Annotated in this window: 12 protein-coding genes, 2 tRNA genes and 2 pseudogenes; 7 read left to right on the top strand and 9 right to left on the bottom strand. The window is 65.7% G+C overall.

Annotated elements, in window-relative coordinates:
* Positions 1 to 46 precede the first annotated feature (46 nt).
* Together FXF75_RS19755 and FXF75_RS19750 are read right to left on the bottom strand one after the other, a co-directional pair.
* A tRNA-Ile gene (locus tag FXF75_RS19755) sits at positions 47 to 152 on the bottom strand.
* 135 nt (positions 153 to 287) lie between these two features.
* Positions 288 to 360: transfer RNA gene (locus tag FXF75_RS19750), tRNA-Asn, on the bottom strand.
* 163 nt (positions 361 to 523) lie between these two features.
* Between FXF75_RS19750 and cca the strand changes: the two genes are divergently transcribed.
* Both cca and FXF75_RS19740 read left to right on the top strand, forming a co-directional pair.
* Positions 524 to 1930 (top strand): CCA tRNA nucleotidyltransferase, encoded by a 1407-nt coding sequence (cca, locus tag FXF75_RS19745; protein ID WP_163523776.1) that lies wholly within the window; start codon positions 524 to 526, stop codon positions 1928 to 1930.
* 283 nt (positions 1931 to 2213) lie between these two features.
* Positions 2214 to 3194, top strand: a complete 981-nt coding sequence (locus FXF75_RS19740) for a matrixin family metalloprotease (RefSeq protein ID WP_205427911.1) — start codon at positions 2214 to 2216, stop codon at positions 3192 to 3194.
* Here the strand turns inward: FXF75_RS19740 and FXF75_RS19735 are convergent, their stop codons facing one another.
* The 5 genes from FXF75_RS19735 to FXF75_RS19715 form a co-directional block, all read right to left on the bottom strand.
* Positions 3195 to 3677, bottom strand: a complete 483-nt coding sequence (locus FXF75_RS19735) for a hypothetical protein (protein WP_240334813.1) — start codon at positions 3675 to 3677, stop codon at positions 3195 to 3197. It abuts the gene before it with no gap.
* A 79-nt stretch (positions 3678 to 3756) separates the two neighbouring features.
* The gene (locus tag FXF75_RS19730) at positions 3757 to 5067 is read right to left on the bottom strand and encodes a S8 family serine peptidase (protein ID WP_163523774.1); all 1311 of its coding nucleotides are present in this window, start codon (positions 5065 to 5067) and stop codon (positions 3757 to 3759) included.
* A 544-nt stretch (positions 5068 to 5611) separates the two neighbouring features.
* Positions 5612 to 6709, bottom strand: a complete 1098-nt coding sequence (locus FXF75_RS19725) for an aminopeptidase (protein WP_163523772.1) — start codon at positions 6707 to 6709, stop codon at positions 5612 to 5614.
* Between the two features lie 186 nt (positions 6710 to 6895).
* The gene (locus FXF75_RS19720) at positions 6896 to 9520 is read right to left on the bottom strand and encodes a valine--tRNA ligase (protein WP_163523770.1); all 2625 of its coding nucleotides are present in this window, start codon (positions 9518 to 9520) and stop codon (positions 6896 to 6898) included.
* Positions 9521 to 9718: 198 nt separating this feature from the next.
* Positions 9719 to 10225, bottom strand: coding sequence for a hypothetical protein (locus FXF75_RS19715; RefSeq protein ID WP_163523768.1), 507 nt, complete (start codon positions 10223 to 10225; stop codon positions 9719 to 9721).
* A gap of 300 nt (positions 10226 to 10525) precedes the next feature.
* On the opposite strand from FXF75_RS19715, the gene gnd reads away from it, so the two are divergent.
* The 3 genes from gnd (at position 10526) to FXF75_RS22900 (ending at position 12384) form a co-directional block, all read left to right on the top strand.
* The gene (gene gnd / locus FXF75_RS19710; protein WP_163523766.1) at positions 10526 to 11431 is read left to right on the top strand and encodes a phosphogluconate dehydrogenase (NAD(+)-dependent, decarboxylating); all 906 of its coding nucleotides are present in this window, start codon (positions 10526 to 10528) and stop codon (positions 11429 to 11431) included.
* 128 nt (positions 11432 to 11559) lie between these two features.
* Complete coding sequence (locus FXF75_RS22905) at positions 11560 to 11922, top strand: hypothetical protein (protein WP_240334812.1); 363 nt, start codon at positions 11560 to 11562, stop codon at positions 11920 to 11922.
* Positions 11923 to 11982: 60 nt separating this feature from the next.
* A complete protein-coding gene (locus FXF75_RS22900; protein ID WP_240334810.1) occupies positions 11983 to 12384 on the top strand; it encodes a hypothetical protein in 402 nt (133 codons plus the stop codon).
* Positions 12385 to 12582: 198 nt separating this feature from the next.
* Here the strand turns inward: FXF75_RS22900 and FXF75_RS19700 are convergent.
* Positions 12583 to 13772: pseudogene (locus tag FXF75_RS19700) on the bottom strand (ABC transporter substrate-binding protein).
* Positions 13773 to 13855: 83 nt separating this feature from the next.
* The gene (locus FXF75_RS19695) at positions 13856 to 14512 is read right to left on the bottom strand and encodes a DJ-1/PfpI family protein (protein WP_309221872.1); all 657 of its coding nucleotides are present in this window, start codon (positions 14510 to 14512) and stop codon (positions 13856 to 13858) included.
* 92 nt (positions 14513 to 14604) lie between these two features.
* On the opposite strand from FXF75_RS19695, the gene FXF75_RS19690 reads away from it, so the two are divergent.
* Entirely contained in the window at positions 14605 to 15180 is a 576-nt protein-coding gene (locus FXF75_RS19690; RefSeq protein ID WP_163523764.1) for a 2Fe-2S iron-sulfur cluster-binding protein, read from the top strand.
* A 131-nt stretch (positions 15181 to 15311) separates the two neighbouring features.
* A pseudogene (locus FXF75_RS19685) lies at positions 15312 to 16774 on the top strand (MATE family efflux transporter).
* Positions 16775 to 16903: the final 129 nt, after the last annotated feature.

Raw genomic sequence — 16903 nt, 5'->3', positions numbered from 1 at the left:
GTGTCTCGCACGCTACGCGGCGCTCGCGAGTTGCGTCGGCAGAAAGTGGGCCCGCTCGGATTCGAACCAAGGAATCGCCCGGTGTCCCATGACGCTGGATGTCCCAGCCGCCAATATGAGCCGGGTGCTTTACCAGACTTAGCTACGGGCCCTTCGGTTGCAGGTAACGCGTCGATTCTTTAAACCACTTCGGTTTGTGACGACGACATCCCCGGGAATCCAACCGGCGCGTCCTGCGTCCGGGGACGAGACTCCACTCGTCGTCGTTGTTCGCCGCGAGAAAGTAGCGCCGTCGCCAGGACTCGAACCTGGGACCACCACGTTAACAGCGTGGCGCTCTACCAACTGAGCTACGACGGCTTCCTGCTGCATTCGTGCATATGCGGGAGTTATTTGATAGGGCTTTCGCTTTCGCCCTGACGCCGTGATGCGTTCACACGGCGTAGAACCCCGGTTCACCCACCGCGGAGACCCGGCGTGACGAGACGACACGTTTTCGACCGAGGGCCGAGAATCCACGGGTATGACCGGCGAGGACGACGACTTCGAGGCGGTGGTCGCCGCGGTGGGCGACCGAATCGACCCCGGCGAGCGCGAGCGCCAGCGGATGCGCGAGGCCGTGGCGGCGCTGACCGAGCGCGCCGAGGAGGCCATCGCGGACCTCCCGGTGTCGGGCGACGTGATTCAGGTCGGGAGCACCGCCCGCGGAACGTGGATAAGCGGCGACCGCGACATCGACCTGTTCGTCCGGTTCCCCGCCGACGCGGACCGCGAGGAGTTGGAGTCCTACGGTCTCAGGGTGGGCCACGCCGTCCTGCCGGAGGGCCGCGAGGAGTACGCCGAACATCCCTACGTGACCGGCGAGTACGACGGCTTCGACGTGGACCTCGTCCCCTGTTACCGTCTCGACTCGGCGACCGACATCCGGTCGGCGGTGGACCGGACGCCGTTCCACAACGAGTACCTCGACGAGCGCATCGACGCGGACCTCGCCGGGGAGGTGCGCCTGTTCAAGCAGTTCCTCAAGGGAATCGGGGCCTACGGGAGCGACCTCCGCACGCGGGGGTTCTCGGGCTACCTGACCGAACTGCTGGTCCTCGAATACGGCGGGTTCCGGGAGACGGTCGAGGCGGCCGCCGAGGACTGGCACCCGCCGGTCCGGTTCGACCCCGAGGACCACGGGCAGGCGGAGTTCGACGACCCGCTGGTGGTCATCGACCCGACCGACCCCGAGCGCAACGTGGCGGCGGTCTGCGCCCCCGAGAACGTCGCGCGCCTCCAGCACTACGCCCGCGAGCTGCTGGAGCGCCCCCGCGAGGACCTGTTCTTCCCGGACCCGACCGACCCCCTCTCCGCGGACGAGGTGCGCGACCACGTCCGGAAGCGGGGGACGACCCCGGTCGCGCTCCGGTTCGACGCGCCCGACGTGGTCGAAGACCAGTTGTACCCCCAACTCCGGAAGTCGGTGTCCGGTGTGCGCAAGGAGTTGGACCGCCGGGGGTTCGACGCGCTCCGGGCCGCGACGTTCGCCGACGAGTCGGCGGTCCTCTTCGTCGAGTTGGCGGTGGCCGAGCGCCCGGCGGTCGAGCGCCACGAGGGGCCGCCGGTCCACGTCCGCCAGCACGCCGAGGGGTTCTACGGGAAGTACGCCGACGGTTCCGACGACTCCGGAGGCAGTGGGACGGCCGCGGGGTCCGGACCGCCGTACGGGCCGTTCATCGACGGCGACCGCTACGTCGTGGAGCGCGAACGGGAGTTCGAGACGGCCGCGGCGTTTCTGGAGAGCGACGCCCTCTTCGGCGTGGCGCTGGGGGTCCACGTCGAGTCGGCACTAGCGAACGGCTACGACCTGCTCGTCGGCGAGGCGGTCGGCGAACTCGCCGCGGAGTTCGGCGCGGAGTTGGCCGAGTTCTTCGACCCCGAACCCTGACCGGGGTCGGGGCGGCACCGTCTGAGCATTGGGACGTCTACTCGCCCGGGATGACCATCTCGGCCACCGACAGACGGAACGGGATGGCTCACCGAGAACGCGGGTCCGGTTAAGCCGCCCCTTCAGTCTCCATCGGGACGCCTTAGAAATCGAGTCCGCGTCCTAGTCCCCTGCTGCGAATTCTGGCAGGTCGAAACCCACGCCAAGTTTGATACGTGATACCGTTGTCGTGGTTGCTGATGTGGCGAACACTGTTCGTCGCTGCCCTCCTCGTGCTTGCCGGGTGCGCGACCGAGGCACCCGACAACGGGGCGGAAACCGGGGGTTCGCCGACCAACGGGCGCTCACGTCCGAAGAAGCGCCGGACCGGCCGAATCCGTGGGGGGAGAGGGAGTTGACGGTAGCTATCGACAACGCTGCGAACGAATCGCGGAACTTCCGACCGCTCGTGTCCGACGCCCTCGACTTCTGGGCGAACAACAGCACGCGCTTCGCCGGATTCTCTATCGACTACCGACTAGAACCGAACGCTTCGAGTCCCGACATCGTGGTCGAGTTCGTCGAGAACATAGAGGGGTGCGCCAACGTCACCGACCCGGCCGGGTGCGCTCCCTACGTGAACCACCGCGGGCAGGTCTCCCGGCCGATATCCATCGAGGTCGTCGGGTCCTACTCCAACGAATCGACGCGACTCATCCTAAAACACGAACTCGGGCACACGCTGGGGCTGAACCACTCGGCCGGGCCAGAGTCGGTCATGGCTCCGTCGTCGCCGCTGACGTCGCTGCCGCGGCCGAACGCCACCGAGCGACGACTCCCGTGGAGCGACGCCAACTTCACGGTGTACCTCGACGCGAACGCCACCGACGACCCCGCAGCGGTCCGCGAACAGGTCCGCCACGCCCTCGACTACTACGCCCGGGGAGCCAACGGAACCGTCCCCGAGGACGTGTCGTTCGAGTTCGTGACGAACCGGAGCGACGCGGAGGTGGTCGTGACGTTCGCCGACGACCTCCCCTGTCGGAACGGCGACACCGGGTCCTGCGGTCGAGTCCGCGGCGTCGACCCGGACAGCGACGGCGCGCTCGAACGCTACGATAGCCTCCGAATCACGCTCAGCGACATCGACACCGAGGCCGTGGGCTGGCACGTCGGCTACTGGCTGGGCTACGGCTTCGGGTTCGAGAACGACTCCGACTGGCCCGCGCCCTTCCGGAACGCGACGTACGACGACCGCAGGAGTGAGTGGTGGGAGTCGGAGTAGTCACTCGCGAACCGCGACGATGCCCGACTCGTCGCCGGGTGCGGCCCCGGCCGCGAGCGCGCCCTCGACGGCGTACAGGACTCCGAACGCCAGCGCGGCCGCGACCCCGATGAGGGCGTCGTAACGCGCGGTGAACCCCGACGGGAACCACCCCGCGGCGGTCGCCAACAGGTAGTTCGCGGGCCGGAGCGCGCCGGGCGGCGTGCCCGGTTCGAACGACCACCGGACCGCGAGCGCGAACGCCGCGCCGCCGACGACGCCGGCGAGCAGGCCGTGACGGGGGCGGCGTCGCCACGACCCGGCGGCGAGTCGCCCGGCGAGATAACCGCCGAGGAGTCCACCCGCGAGGACTCCGGCGAAGGCGGGCCAGCGTACTCGTTCGGGGAGCGCCAGCGTCGCGGCGACGACTGCAATCGCGGCGTCGACGCCCGCACCGACGAGGACGGCGTCCAAGTCCCACGCAGACTCGGCTTCCGGTTCCATATTGGACGGCAAACGTTGGACGCGGTTGGGTGCTACGAAAGAAGGTATCGACTCGGAGTCCGGTCGGGTCCCAGTCGCGTCAGTTGATGTTGTTGGCGTCGAGCGCCTTGTCGGCGTTGAGGCGGCCCGCGCCGAGGTCGGCGCTGCTCTGGCCGTCCACGCCCTCCGCGCCCGAGCGAATAGCTTGCTCGACCGCCTCGGTCGGGGCGTCGGGGTCGATGCTCCGCACGAGACCGACCGTCCCGGTAACCTGCGGGGCGGCCATCGAGGTGCCCGCGAAGTAGGCGTAGTTCGCGCCGTATATCTCCGGCGGGACCGACGAGAGTACGAGGTTGGTCGGATACGGCCACTCGGTGTCGCTGGCGAGCGTCTTTTCGAGGGTCTCGTACCCTCCGCCGGGCGCGCCCACGTCGATTTCGTCGGTGCCGTAGTTCGAGTAGAAGACGCGCTCGTCGTTCGGCCCGGTGGCCGAGATGCTCATCGCGCCCGAGACGCTGTTCGGCGTGGTGAAGTAGCCGCCCTGCTGGAGGTTGGCGTCGCTGTTCCCGGCGCTGGCGACGACGACCGTGCCGCGCTGGGTCGCGCTCCGAATCACGCGCTCGTAGGCCCCTCGGATGCCCCCGGCGTTGACCTCGGGCGGGAGCGGTGGCGTCCCGATGCTCATGTTCGCCGCGTCGGCGTCGATGGACGCGGCGTGGTCGATGGCGGTGAAGATGTCCCCGACCGTGGTGTACAGTTCCGTCTCGCCGTCGCCGTCGTAGTCGTAGTAGTAGAACACGCGGAGCGAGACGAGTTCGGCGTCGGGCGCGGTGCCGACGACGCCCGTGGTCCCGTCGTCGCTCGCGGCGGCGATACCCGCGACGTGGCTACCGTGGCCGTACACGTCGGTCGTGTCGTGGCTCACGTCGCCGAACTTGAACAGTCGGCCCGCGTCGGCGTCGACGTTAGCTTGCAGGTCGGGGTGGTCCACGTCGATACCGGTGTCGATGATGGCGAGGCGTGTGCCGTCACCGGTGGCGGTGTCGTGGGCCGCGGACACGTCCGTGACCTGCTTGTCCCACTGGAGCGAGTAGTAGTCCTCGTCGGTCGTCTCGTCGGCCTCCTTCTCGGGTTTCTCGAACTCGATGCTCACGTCGCGGGCGACCGCGCCGACGCCGTTGACGTCTTCGAGGGCGGTCCGATTCTCGCTGGAACCGGTCACGAGGAGGACGTTCCCACCGAGTTCGTGCTGGATGCTGTAGCCAGCGTCTTCGACGTGCGATTGGACACCGCTTCCGTCGGTGTTGACCACGTAGCGAGTGTCGCTTCCGGCGGCGACGGGTCGAACTGCGCTGACGGTCAGTCCCGCGGCCGCTACGGCTTTGATAAATGTGCGTCTATCGTAATCCATTGTCGGAATCCAACAATCATAACGGTATGATGCCATAAATAATTAAGGACGGTGAGTGAATCCTATCTGGGCCGTTCTCAGAGTCGTTTCGGAACCACCGGGCGGTCGCCTCGGAACGACAGACGAAGAGCGCCCTACTCCTCCGCGGGTCGCTTCGCTCCCCGCTTCGGTTCGAGGCCTTCGCTCCGCTCAGGCCTCGCTCACTCGTAAAATCTGCACCAAAAGGCGGACGCTCAGCCCTCGAAGCCGTCTTCCCACTGGAACGTCCGCGTCCGACCTTTTTCCTCGTCGCGTCGCCTCCGGCGACGTTCCTCGCAAAAACGTCGACGAAAAAGACCGCCCTACTCCTCCGCGGGTCGCTTCGCTCCCCGCTTCGGTTCGAGGCCTTCGCTCCGCTCAGGCCTCGCTCTCCTCGAAGCCGTCTTCCCACCGGAACGTGCCGTTGCGCTGGACGACCTGCGCGCACCTTTTATCTCGGTCGCTCTGCTCACGGCTTCGCCGCTCGCCTCGCTCACTCGTAAAATCTGCACCAAAAGGCGGACGCTCAGCCCTCGAAGCCGTCTTCCCACCGGAACGTGCCGTTGCGCTGGACGACTTCGCCGTCGATTTCCATCCGAGAGTCCTCGCTCACGTCGGTAATCATGTCCACGTGGACCGCGCTCTGGTTGCCCTCCTCGCCCTCCGGCAGGCACGAGGAGTACGCGCGGCCGACCGCGAGGTGGACCGTGTCGCCCATCTTCTCGTCGAAGAGGATGCTGTCGGTGAAGCGGTCGATGCCGCGGTTCATCCCGATGCCGAGTTCGCCGAGGCGCTTGGCACCCTCGTCGGTCGTGAGGATGTCTTCGAGGGCCGCTTCGCCGACTTCGGCCGACCAGTCCACGACCTCGCCGTCCTCGAAGGCGAGGCGAACGTCGCGGATTCGGACGCCGTCGTGGGTCATCGGCACGTCGAAGTACACCTCGCCCTCGGTGGCCTCCGGCGCGGTGAACACCTCGCCGCTCGGGAGGTTGTGCGAGTCGTACGCGACCGACGCGGCGCTGTTGACCGCGGTGCGGTCCTCGATGGACATCGTGAGGTCGGTGTCCTCCTTGACGAGTCGGACTTCGCTCCCCTCGTCGAGCAGGTCCTTGAGGTTCGCCATCTCGTCGGCGAGGCTCTCCCAGTCCCGGAGGATGGCGTCGTACACGAAGTCCTTGTACTCCTCGTAGCCCATGCCCGCGTTCTGGGCGTGAGCGCGCGTCGGGTGCAGCGTCGAGACCCAGTCGGTGTCCATCTGGCGGGTCTTGATTGCGGTTCGGGACTTCTTGTAGGCCGAGCGCTTCTCGCCCGACACGGCGGCTTTCGCGGCGGTGTTGTGCTGGCCCCGCAGCGACAGCACCGCGTCCGCGCGTTCGAGCATCGCCACCTCGAAGTCCGGGTCTTGGTCGAAGTCGCCGTCGTGGCCTCGGACGAACGCCGACTCCACCTCGTCGGAACCGTAGACGGGGAGGACGTTCGCGCCGCGTTCGCCGAGTTTCTCGGCGACGGCGACCGCGAGGTCGTGCGCACCTTCGTCCACGCGCAACACTACGTCGTCGCCGTCCTCGATTCGGGCGCTCCAGTCAACGAGAACCTCCGCGTGGTCGTGAATTCGCTGGTCCATGGGTTAGTTTCGCTTGGCGCGTCGAGGTGAAAACGGCAGTGGTTCGAACGACCGCGACGGCACGCGCCCGCAGAGAGAACGTCGTTTCACGACTCGGTGAGCGTGTTCTGCTACGGGTTCGGGAGTACACTCTCGAACGAACACGGAGACCGGTAACGGACCGGGAGGTCGGTGAGTCGAACTATCTCAAGCGAAGACCAGCACGGTCGCCTGCTCGGTCTCCAGCACTTCGACCTCTTCGCCGCTCTCGGCGCGGTACTCTTTCTCGATTTCCACGGCGTCACCGTCGATGGTGACCTCTTCGCCGTTCACCGTCAGCGTGATTTCGCCCTCGATTTTCTTCTGGTTCTCGAGTTGGGTGAAGTCCGCCGACTCCAGCGCGGCGACGACCTGCCCGGCCTCGTCGCGGAACTGCGGTCCGATGACGCTGTGGTCGGGGTCCACGCCCACCGGGACGAGTTCGACGTTCGGTTGCCCCTCCTCGGGGTAGACCGGCGCGCTGACCGCTTCGGACAGGTCGTAGGTGTCCCACCCGCGACCCTGCTCGGAGTACACCTCGACGCGGTCGAGGTCGGCGTTGAGCGCCATCCCCGCGTCGGACTTCCACGCCCGAATCTCGCTGGCGACCTCCGCGATGAGGTCGCCCCTGCGCTCGGCCTCCTCGTCGGCGAACTCGACCGCGGGCCAGTCCGCGGTGTGGACGCTCCCCTCGGTGCCGGGGAGGTGGTGATACACCTCGTCGGCGAAGTGGGGCGAGAACGGTGCGAGCATCCGTATCGACGCCGAGACCGCGGTGTAGAGCGCGTGGCGGGCGGCGTCGCGCTCGCCGGGTCGGCCCTCGTAGAGGCGACCCTTGACGAGTTCGAGGTAGTCGTCGGCGAGGTCGTTCCAGACGAACTCCCGCAGTTTGCGGAGCGCCGCGTCGAAACGGTAGGCCTCCATGTCGGCCTCGACGTCCTCGGCGGTTCGGGAGAGTTTCGACAGAATCCACTCGTCGGCGTCGCGGTACGCCGGGGCCGCGATGTCGGGCGTCTCCTCGTCGAAGTGTTCGGCCGAGAACTGGAAGATGTTCCAGAACTTGGTGAGGAACCGGGAGGCCGACTTGACCTCCTTCCACTGGAACTGGATGTCGCTGCCGGGTTGGCCGCCGAGCGCGAGGGCCTGCCGGACCGAGTCGGCGCTGTACTCCTCGATGGCCTCCTCGGGGCCGACCGCGTTACCCCGGGACTTGCTCATCTTGTGGCCGTCGTCGCCGAACACCATCCCGTTGACCAGCGACTCCTCCCACGGAATCTCGTCTTCGAGCGCCGTGACCCGCAGGAGGGTGTAGAACGCCCACGTCCGGATGATGTCGTGACCCTGCTCGCGGAGCGTCGTCGGGGTGAACTCCTCGTCCGGCCAACCCTGAACGTGCATCGGCGAGATGGACGAGTCCATCCACGTGTCCATCACGTCGGTCTCGCCCTCCCAGTCGTCCGCACCGCACTCGGGGCACGAATCGACCGCGGGGTCGGTCTCGGTCGGGTCCAGCGGGAGTTCCGACACGTCCGCGACGTGGGCGTGGCCGCACTCGCGGCAGAACCACGCCGGGATGGGCGTGGCGAACACGCGCTGGCGGGAGATGACCCAGTCCCACTCCATCCCCTCGGTCCAGTCTTCGAGGCGGTCGTACATGTGCTCGGGAATCCACTCGACCTGCTGGGCCTTCTCCAGAATCTCGTCCTGCCGGACCTCCACGAACCACTGTTCCTTGCTCAGGATTTCGATGGGCGTGTCACACCGCCAGCACGCGCCGACCGACTGGTCGGTGGGTTCCGTGTCTTCGAGGTAGCCCGCTTCGTCGAGGTCGTCGGCGATGAGCGCCTTTGCCTCCTCGATGGTCAGGCCCTCGTACTCGCCCGCGAGTTCGTTGAGGCGGCCGTCCTCGGTGAAGACCGAGCGGAGGTCGAGGTCGTGTTCGGCCCACCAGTCAACGTCCTGCTTGTCGCCGAACGTGCATATCATCACCGCGCCGGTCCCGAAGTCGCCGTCCACGTCGTCGTCGGCGACGAGTTCGACCTCCTGTCCGAACAGGGGGACCTCGAAGGTGTCGCCGATGCGACCCTCGTAGCGCTCGTCGTCGGGGTCCACGGCCATGCCGACGCAGGCCGCCAGCAGTTCCGGTCGGGTGGTCGCGATTTCGATGTCGTCGTTGTCCACGCCGGGGAACGTGACGTAGTGGAGTGTCCCCTCGCGGTCGATGTTCTCGACCTCGGCGTCGGCGATGGCGGTCTCACAGCGCGGACACCAGTTGACGGGGTGTTCGTCGCGGTAGACGTAACTCTCCTCCTCGTCGCCGTGGGCCATCTCGACGAACGAGCGCTGGGTCTTCTCCCAGTAGTCGGCGTCCATCGTCCGGTACTCGGCCGACCAGTCCTGCGAGAACCCCAGCGACTGCATCGTCTCCTTCATCCCGTCGATGCGGTCCTCGGTGTACTCGACGCAGAGGTCCCGGAACTCCTCGCGGGGGACGTCGGTCCGGTGGATGTCCTCCTCCTCCTCGACCTTCACTTCGGTCGGCAGGCCGTGACAGTCCCAGCCCTGCGGGAACAGCACCTCGTCGCCGATGAGTCGGTGAAACCGGGCCGCGAAGTCCATGTAACTCCACCCGAGCGCGTGGCCGAGGTGGAGCTGTCCGGTCGGGTACGGCGGCGGCGTGTCCACGACGTAGTCGGGTTCGCCGTCGGGGTTGTAAATCTCGGAACCGCGCCACTCTTCCTGCCACTTCGGTTCGACTCGCTCGGGGTCGTAGCTGTCGGGAACGTCAGTCATGGTGTGGGTATAGCTGACTCTGTCGGGGGAGTAGTCCAATCAGAAAGACGCGCCGCTGCGCTGGACAGTTCAACGTACTACCGACGCAGTCAGCCTCATACGAAAACGGAGTGGACGGGTAGTGATAAAGGTTCTCGTCTGTGTGTGGGTCGCTCAGTGCGATATCTCGTCCGACGACGACCTTCGTGGGGCAAAATATCAGTCCTCGCTCTGGTTCGTAACCGTACTGACGAACTGCGCCGCCTGTCCATTCGAATCGAATTCGAGCACGCCGAACGCCACGGTCGCTCGCTTCCCACCGTAAAGTTGCATCTTGACTCCGATGTCCTCCGCCTCGAACTCGTCGATACCGCCGACATCAACCGACACGAACGATTCCTGTCCAGCAGTTCGGTATTCGATGGTGTAGGTTCCTTTCTGTATGTCCCACTCGTCTTCGACTAATCGGGCACTGTCCATCGCCGCGAACGATGCTTCTTCGTTCTGGCTGTCTTGGAAACTCGGAATGTTCTCGTAGTCGCGCTCGAATACCACCTCGCCGTCGCGAAGGACGCGGATATCGACTCGTTGTTCGCTAGCTGTTCCGTTGTGGATGCGAACGAACCAGAGTCGGTACTGCTGACTGCGAGGTATAAATCGGGTACACCCGGTACTACCGACGACACCGGCCGTCACTGCGAGTCCGAGGACGGACCGCCGTTTCATGGTTCACTCCGATTCCTTCGTACACGAGGAACAGACGAGAGAGTCATCTCTCTCCTAGATTCAGACCGAGAGGTTGAAAATATTATGTGAATTAGTTCGTTCCCGGTCACGGCGAAGGGCGGCTACCGAATCGTCTTCGTATGGCGGTTAACAGGGTCGCCTCGCTCGAGACTATATTCTGCTAACTGCGTTTGGCTGGTAGCGTAGTAGCATCGCCTCGTCGTTCCATTCTCGAAAGGTAGTCGTTCGGCGTGGAGCAGAACCGCAACCCCTACCTGCACCCTCCCCGCACCCTCTCCCATGCAACTGGGCGTCATCGGACTGGGCCGGATGGGCCGCATCGTCGTGGACCGAGTACTCGACGCTGGCCACGACGTGGTGGCCTTCGACTTGGACGAGGAGGCGGTGGCGTCGGCCGCCGAGGCGGGCGCGACCCCCGCCGACTCCGTGGTGGACCTCGCCGAGCGACTCGGCGACGAGAAGCGCATCTGGCTGATGGTGCCAGCGGGCGAACCCGTGGACGCCGCGCTCGACGACCTCGAACCCTACCTGACCGACGAGGACGTCGTGGTGGACGGCGGCAACTCCCACTTCGAGGACTCGACGCGCCGGGCCGAGGAGACCCCGGCGGCGTACCTCGACTGCGGCACCTCCGGCGGTCCCGCCGGGGCCGAACTCGGCTTCTCGCTGATGGTCGGCGGCCCGGAGTGGGCCTACGGGGAGATGGTCCCGGTCTTCGACGCGGTGGCGACCGGACCCGCGGGCCACGACCGCATGGGTCCCGCGGGGTCGGGTCACTACGTCAAGATGGTCCACAACGGCGTCGAGTACGCGCTCATGCAGGCCTACGGCGAGGGCTTCGAGTTGCTCGCGGAGGGCCGGTACGACCTCGACCTCGAAGCGGTCGCCCGGACGTGGAACAACGGCGCGGTCATCCGGTCGTGGCTGCTGGAACTCTGCGAGGAGGCCTTCCGCGAGGAGGGCACCGACCTCGGGGACGTGGACGACTACGTGGCCGGTGGTTCGACGGGCACGTGGACCGTACAGGAGGCGCTGGAGCAGGAGGTCCCGGTGCCGCTCATCTATCAGGCGCTCGGCGAGCGGTTCGGCTCTCGGGTGCGCGAGGACGGGCGGTTCTCCCGGCGTCTGGCGAACCGACTGCGGTACGGATTCGGTCGGCACGAGGTCGCGCGCCGGGAGAAGTAACGACAGCAGACAGAGTTCCGCTGCTCTGCGTGTCATTTTCCGTTCCGTTTGGCGGCGCAGTCCCAGCGATGTGACCGACACTCACACCTGCGCCAACTTGATAGGCGACCGACGCGAACGGGAGGAGTATGCCGTCGCCCGTCTCCCTCTTCTTCAGCGACTTCACGGACGAGCGCGGACGGGTCGACTACTACTGGTCGCGCCTCCGGTCGCTCGACGTGCCGGTCCCCCGGACGACGTTCGTGGCCCTCGAACCGACCGACGACGGCTATCGGTGGGACACCGACGCCATTCTGGCGTTCATGGACGACAACGACCTCCACCGCGCGTTCGTCCGAACGCAGTTCAAGGCCGCGACGGTCCGACTGCGCGAGGGGTCGTTCGTCTCGCGTCCCAACTCCGAGACCGTGGACCGGACAGTCGAGTCACTCCTGAATCAGAACGACGAGCAGGGCTGGCCCCACGGCGGCGGTCTCGTCGTCCGGGAGTAGCTTGACCTCGATTTCTGCCGGGTTCCGACTCACTCGTGTCACCCCTCGGTCCGGTTCTTCGTGGACGGCGGCGAGGTAATCGGCCGGACGCCGTGCGAGACCAGAGGTAACGGTGCGGACAACTCCGTCGTCGACTCGATGGTCTGTGCAGGCCGGTACGACTACCTCGAACCACTCCGCCACGACGTGTCGTTCGAGACGCCGCGCCGGTACGCCGAGCGAATCGCCGCGGAGTTCGACGAGGCGACGTGGGGCGTCGACTTCGTCCTCGACACTCGCGGAGACTGGTACTGTACCGAGTTCAACTTCAATGGCGTCTACTGGAACCGACTGAAAGAACAGTGGTGGGACATGTGCGGTCAGGGTGATTTCGAGGCGTTCGGCCCGACCGAACTCCACTCCGCCGCGCTGTGGGGCGTCCGGCCAGAATCCACCGACGGGTCGAGCGAGCGGTGGTGGTGACGCGGGTCGCGATTTAGACCGGAGAACGAAGAGAGCGGACTATCCGACGACCGACTCTAGCACCGGGTGCTTCTCGACGAACGGTCGGCCGTCGAACTCGTACCGCTCGATGTAGGCGTCGAGGGTCGAGAAGCCAAAATTGTTCGCGCGTGACCGTGAGCTACCGGAACGACTCGACGGCGCGAGTCGGGCCACCGGTCAGAAGTCGCCGTTCACGATGTCGGCGACGCGCTGGCGGTCGAACAGTTGACCCTCGGCGTCGTAGACCTGTTTGGCGGCGCGTTCGGTGAGGACGAGGTTCGTGATGGGACCCTGATACAGCGACCCGCCGCGGTAGACGTCACCGTTCTTGACGGCGGTCAGACTGCTCGCGACGTCGTGGTCCTTCATGAACGAGACGACCGTGTCCTGGAACTGCTTGGCGGTCTTGCCCTCCTGTCCGCGGAGCAGGAGCACGTCGGGGTCCACCTCCAGTAGGGTCTCGTAGTCGATTTCGCCGCGGTTGCTGTGGAAGTCCTTGACGTCGGTCTCGGCGAGCGCGTCGCGGACCTTCAGGTCGCGCCACTGCTTGAAACTCGTCCCTTCGCTGATGATGTAGGGGAGGAAGCTCTCGGGTTCGTCGCCGCCGGCCCACAGGACGGCGACGGCCGGGCGCTCGTTCTTCGGCGGAACGACCTCCGAGACTTCGTCTGGAACTCGTCGTGGAGCGTGCTGAACGCCTCGTAGCGGTCGGTGCGCTGGAACAGCTCCGCGAGCTTTCCGAACGCCTCGTAGAGTGTGTAGTAGCGGTAGTTCTCGTGCCAACCGTAGCCGCGCGAGAAGATGCTGTTACCGAAGAAGGGCGCGATGTTCTGGCTGACCTCGTCGATGTCGGCCTGCTTCCAGCCCTTGAACCGGTTCATCAGGAAGTTGGGGTCGATGACGTGAACGTCGGCGTCGAGTTCGTAGAACAGTTCCTTGCTCACTCCGTCCTGATACAGGCTCACCATGTCGCTCTTGTCCACGGAGACGCCGTCGATGGCGTCGTAGTACTTGGTGTGATAGCGGCTGGTGAGCCACAGCGCCTTCGGCGGTTCGACGCCGAGCGCGACGCCCATGTCGGCCCAGCTACCGTTGTTGGCCACCCACGTCTGGGGCACGGAGTCGAACGTCACGTCGCCGACGGGTTCCATCGAGACGGTGTAGGACTCGCCCTCGGTCGTCGTCTCGGTGGCTTCCTCCGTGGTCGTCGTCTCTTCGGTCGTGGTCGTCGTCTCCTCGGTCGTCGTGGTGGTCTGCTCGTCGCTCGACCCGCCGGTACACCCCGCGAGGATTCCGGAGGCCGCCAGTGCGCCGCTGACAGTGAGGTACTTGCGTCGAGTCGTCCGTACCGAATCGTCTCTTGCCATTGACTTTTAGGTCTGCCTAATCCGGGTTAAGAACTTCGATTTTAGGCCGTCCTAAATCGAATGACACGCTCTTCGCAGACGCCTCACTCCTCGCGGGCGACGTACACGTCCTCGCGCGGTTCGTACTCGATTTCGGTCGCTACCTGCTCGGCGACCTCTTCGCCGCAGATTCGCCCGACCAGATACAGCGACAGGTCGAGTCCCGAGGTGACGCCGCCCGCGGTCAGTACGTCGCCGTCGTCCGACGGCGTGGCACCGCTCGACAGAGTGCCACCGGAGGCGTCCACTACGCGGGCGTCCACGACTTCGGCGTCGGTCTCCCGGAGGTCGTCCAGTGCGCTCGCGTGCGTGACCGCAGGACGGTCGTCCAGAATCCCTGCCTCCGCGAGAAGCATCCCGCCGGTGCAGACCGCCGCGAGTCCGACCCCGTCCTCGTGGAGGTCTGTGAGCGCTCGCGGGAGGTCGCCGCGCTGGGCCTCGGCCCACGCGCTTGTATCTGCGCGGTCGTTCCACCCGCCGCCGGGGACGACCACGAAATCGGGGTCCGCGTCGGCGAGTCGGCCGTCTACCTCGACGTCGAGACCGTGACTGGCGGTCACTCGGTCGGCCGAGTCGAGCGTGCGGACGCTCACGTCGAGGTCGCACCCGCGGTCGCTCGCGTGCGAAAACACTTCGTATGGAGCGATGGCGTCCATCTCGTCGAACCCCTCGTAGACGACGACTACGATGTCGGTGGTCACGGCGTACTCTCGTCGCGCGGAGGGCAAAAACGTGTGCCCGCTGTCGGATGGCAATCACAATGCTGTTAAACCACCCTTCCGTAGCCTCACCCATGGTAGACGTACTGGGTCTGGGACTCGGGCTAACGCTCGTCCTCATCGTGGTGGCGCTCCACTACTCGGAGGGCACCGAGTGGCGGACTCCCGACGATATCTCCCAAGAGGTGCTCGAACGCCGAGCCGAGACCGTGGCGGAAACCGACTTCCCCGAACCGATGAACCGCTCCATCGGCGGCGGTGGCGGCGCGGTCGCGGTCGGCGGTGGTGCCGAAGGTGAACTCGAAGGCGAAGACGACGAGGACGCCGGTTTCGACCCCGCCGCCATCTCCGACGACGAGGTGGAGTACTTCGACGTCGAGTACGTCAACGAGGGCGAGACCATCGAAGTCGCCAACAACGAGACGCTGCTGGAAGCCGGTGAGGACGAAGGCTGGGACCTGCCCTACGCCTGTCGGCAGGGCCAGTGTCTCTCCTGTGGTGGCAAGGTTCAGAACGGCGACGCAACCGAGTACGTCCAACACAGCAACAACGAGACGCTCGGCGAGGACGAAGTCGAGAAGGGGTACGTCCTCACCTGCACCGCGTACCCGACCGACGACCTCGCACTCGAAACGAACGAGACGCCCTGACGCAGACGGAACACCCCGACGCGAACGGGACTGCCGCGATTTTCACGCCTCTCTACGCGCTCGTTTTCCGCTTAGCCGGTTGAAATTTCAACCCGAAGCATTGAAATCCTAAGAAGTTCTGAAGGAGAACAGTGCCATCGACCCAGTCCGACGGTATCACGGAGGGTGGGTTAGCGCGTCCACTCTTCCACCTCGCGTGGCCCATCGTGGTCACACAACTCCTACAGGTCGCCTACAACGTCGCCGACGCGTTCTGGTTGGGTCGCTACTCGGCCGATGCGGTCGGCGCGATCAGTCTCTCGTTCCCGATAATCTTCCTCCTCATCGCGTTCGGCGGCGGGTTCAGCGTCGCGGGGAGTACGCTCGTCGCTCAGTACATGGGCGCGGACAGCGACGGGTCGGCCGGGAAAGTCGCGGGCCAGACGCTGGGGTTCGTCGTCGCCGTCGGCGTCCTCCTGAGTGTCGTCGGCTACTACGGCGCGGGACCGATGCTGTCGGTGTTCCCCAGCGACGACGCCACCGCCGAACAGGTCGTCCCGCTGGCCGAGCAGTACATGAAGATATTCTTCCTCGGTCTCCCCCTCATGTTCGGCTTCCGGGCGTTCTCCGCGCTCCTCCGGGGGTACGGCGACACCCGGACGCCGATGCGCGTGATGGCCGTCAGCGTCGCGCTGAACGTCGTTCTCGACCCGATTCTCATCTTCGGTGTCGGTCCATTCGACAAGATGGGCATCGAGGGTGCGGCGTGGGCGACGCTGGTCGCGCGTGCGGTCGCGGGTCTCGTCGGCGTCGCCATCCTCTTCGGGACCGACGTGGGTCCGGACGTTCATCTCAGGCACCTCGCGCCCGACTTCGAATATATCAGAGATATCGTCCGCATCGGGACGCCGTCGGCGTTCGAGCAGTCGGCGGGTGCGCTGGCGATGGTGACGCTGACCGTGATGATAGTGACGTTCGAACCGGCGGTCATCGCCGCCTACGGACTGGGTAACCGACTCATCTCGCTGGTCTTCCTCCCGGCGGTCGGTCTCGGCCGAGCGACCAACACGATGGTGGGCCAGAACCTCGGCGCGGGCAACCCCGACCGCGCCGAGCAGGCGGTCAAACTCGCGGCGACGGTCGGCGCGAGCGTGATGTTCGTGCTGGCGGTCCTCGCCGCGCTGTTCCCCGAACCCATCGTCTCGGTGTTCATGGCCACCGGGTCGAGCGATGCGGCGAGGACGGTCGAGTTCGCCTCGGAGTATCTCCGCATCAGGACGGTCGAGTTCGCCTTCATCGGGGTCTTCCAAGTGCTGGTCGGGGCCTATCGCGGTGCGGGGAACACCAAGACAGCGCTGGCGTTCTCGATGATTACGCTCTGGTTCGTCCGCGTTCCGGTTGTCTACCTGCTCGCCTTCCAGACCGCACTCGGCCCGACCGGTATCTGGGTCGCGTCGCGGTCGGTCACGTCGTCGGGGCCATCGCGGCCGCGCTGTGGTTCACCCGCGGGACGTGGAAGGACGCCGTCATCGACGCCGTCGAGGAGCGCGCCACCAAATCGGAGGGGCAGGCAGTCGGCCCGGATGGTGGCGAGGTTTCCGACCACCACGAATAATTTGCGATATTATTGCAATAACAAATTACCATAATAGGGTCTTCTAATATAGATACCGGCATATATAAAATACCCCCCGATGTATTCAAGTTTCTTACTCCTATTTTAACTATGGTAAAGTCAAAATTT

This window comes from Halorussus sp. MSC15.2, from assembly GCF_010747475.1.
Lineage (GTDB): Archaea > Halobacteriota > Halobacteria > Halobacteriales > Haladaptataceae > Halorussus.
This window is presented reverse-complemented; position numbering and strand designations above follow the sequence as displayed.

What these genes read in the sequence shown, in the direction of transcription:
- cca (WP_163523776.1), top strand. Translation starts at nt 524, where the DNA reads ATGACCGGCGAGGACGACGACTTCGAGGCGGTGGTCGCCGCGGTGGGC.
- FXF75_RS19735 (WP_240334813.1), bottom strand. Translation starts at nt 3,677, where the DNA reads ATGGAACCGGAAGCCGAGTCTGCGTGGGACTTGGACGCCGTCCTCGTC.
- FXF75_RS19730 (WP_163523774.1), bottom strand. Translation starts at nt 5,067, where the DNA reads ATGGATTACGATAGACGCACATTTATCAAAGCCGTAGCGGCCGCGGGA.
- FXF75_RS19725 (WP_163523772.1), bottom strand. Translation starts at nt 6,709, where the DNA reads ATGGACCAGCGAATTCACGACCACGCGGAGGTTCTCGTTGACTGGAGC.
- FXF75_RS19720 (WP_163523770.1), bottom strand. Translation starts at nt 9,520, where the DNA reads ATGACTGACGTTCCCGACAGCTACGACCCCGAGCGAGTCGAACCGAAG.
- FXF75_RS19715 (WP_163523768.1), bottom strand. Translation starts at nt 10,225, where the DNA reads ATGAAACGGCGGTCCGTCCTCGGACTCGCAGTGACGGCCGGTGTCGTC.
- gnd (WP_163523766.1), top strand. Translation starts at nt 10,526, where the DNA reads ATGCAACTGGGCGTCATCGGACTGGGCCGGATGGGCCGCATCGTCGTG.
- FXF75_RS22905 (WP_240334812.1), top strand. Translation starts at nt 11,560, where the DNA reads ATGCCGTCGCCCGTCTCCCTCTTCTTCAGCGACTTCACGGACGAGCGC.
- FXF75_RS19690 (WP_163523764.1), top strand. Translation starts at nt 14,605, where the DNA reads ATGGTAGACGTACTGGGTCTGGGACTCGGGCTAACGCTCGTCCTCATC.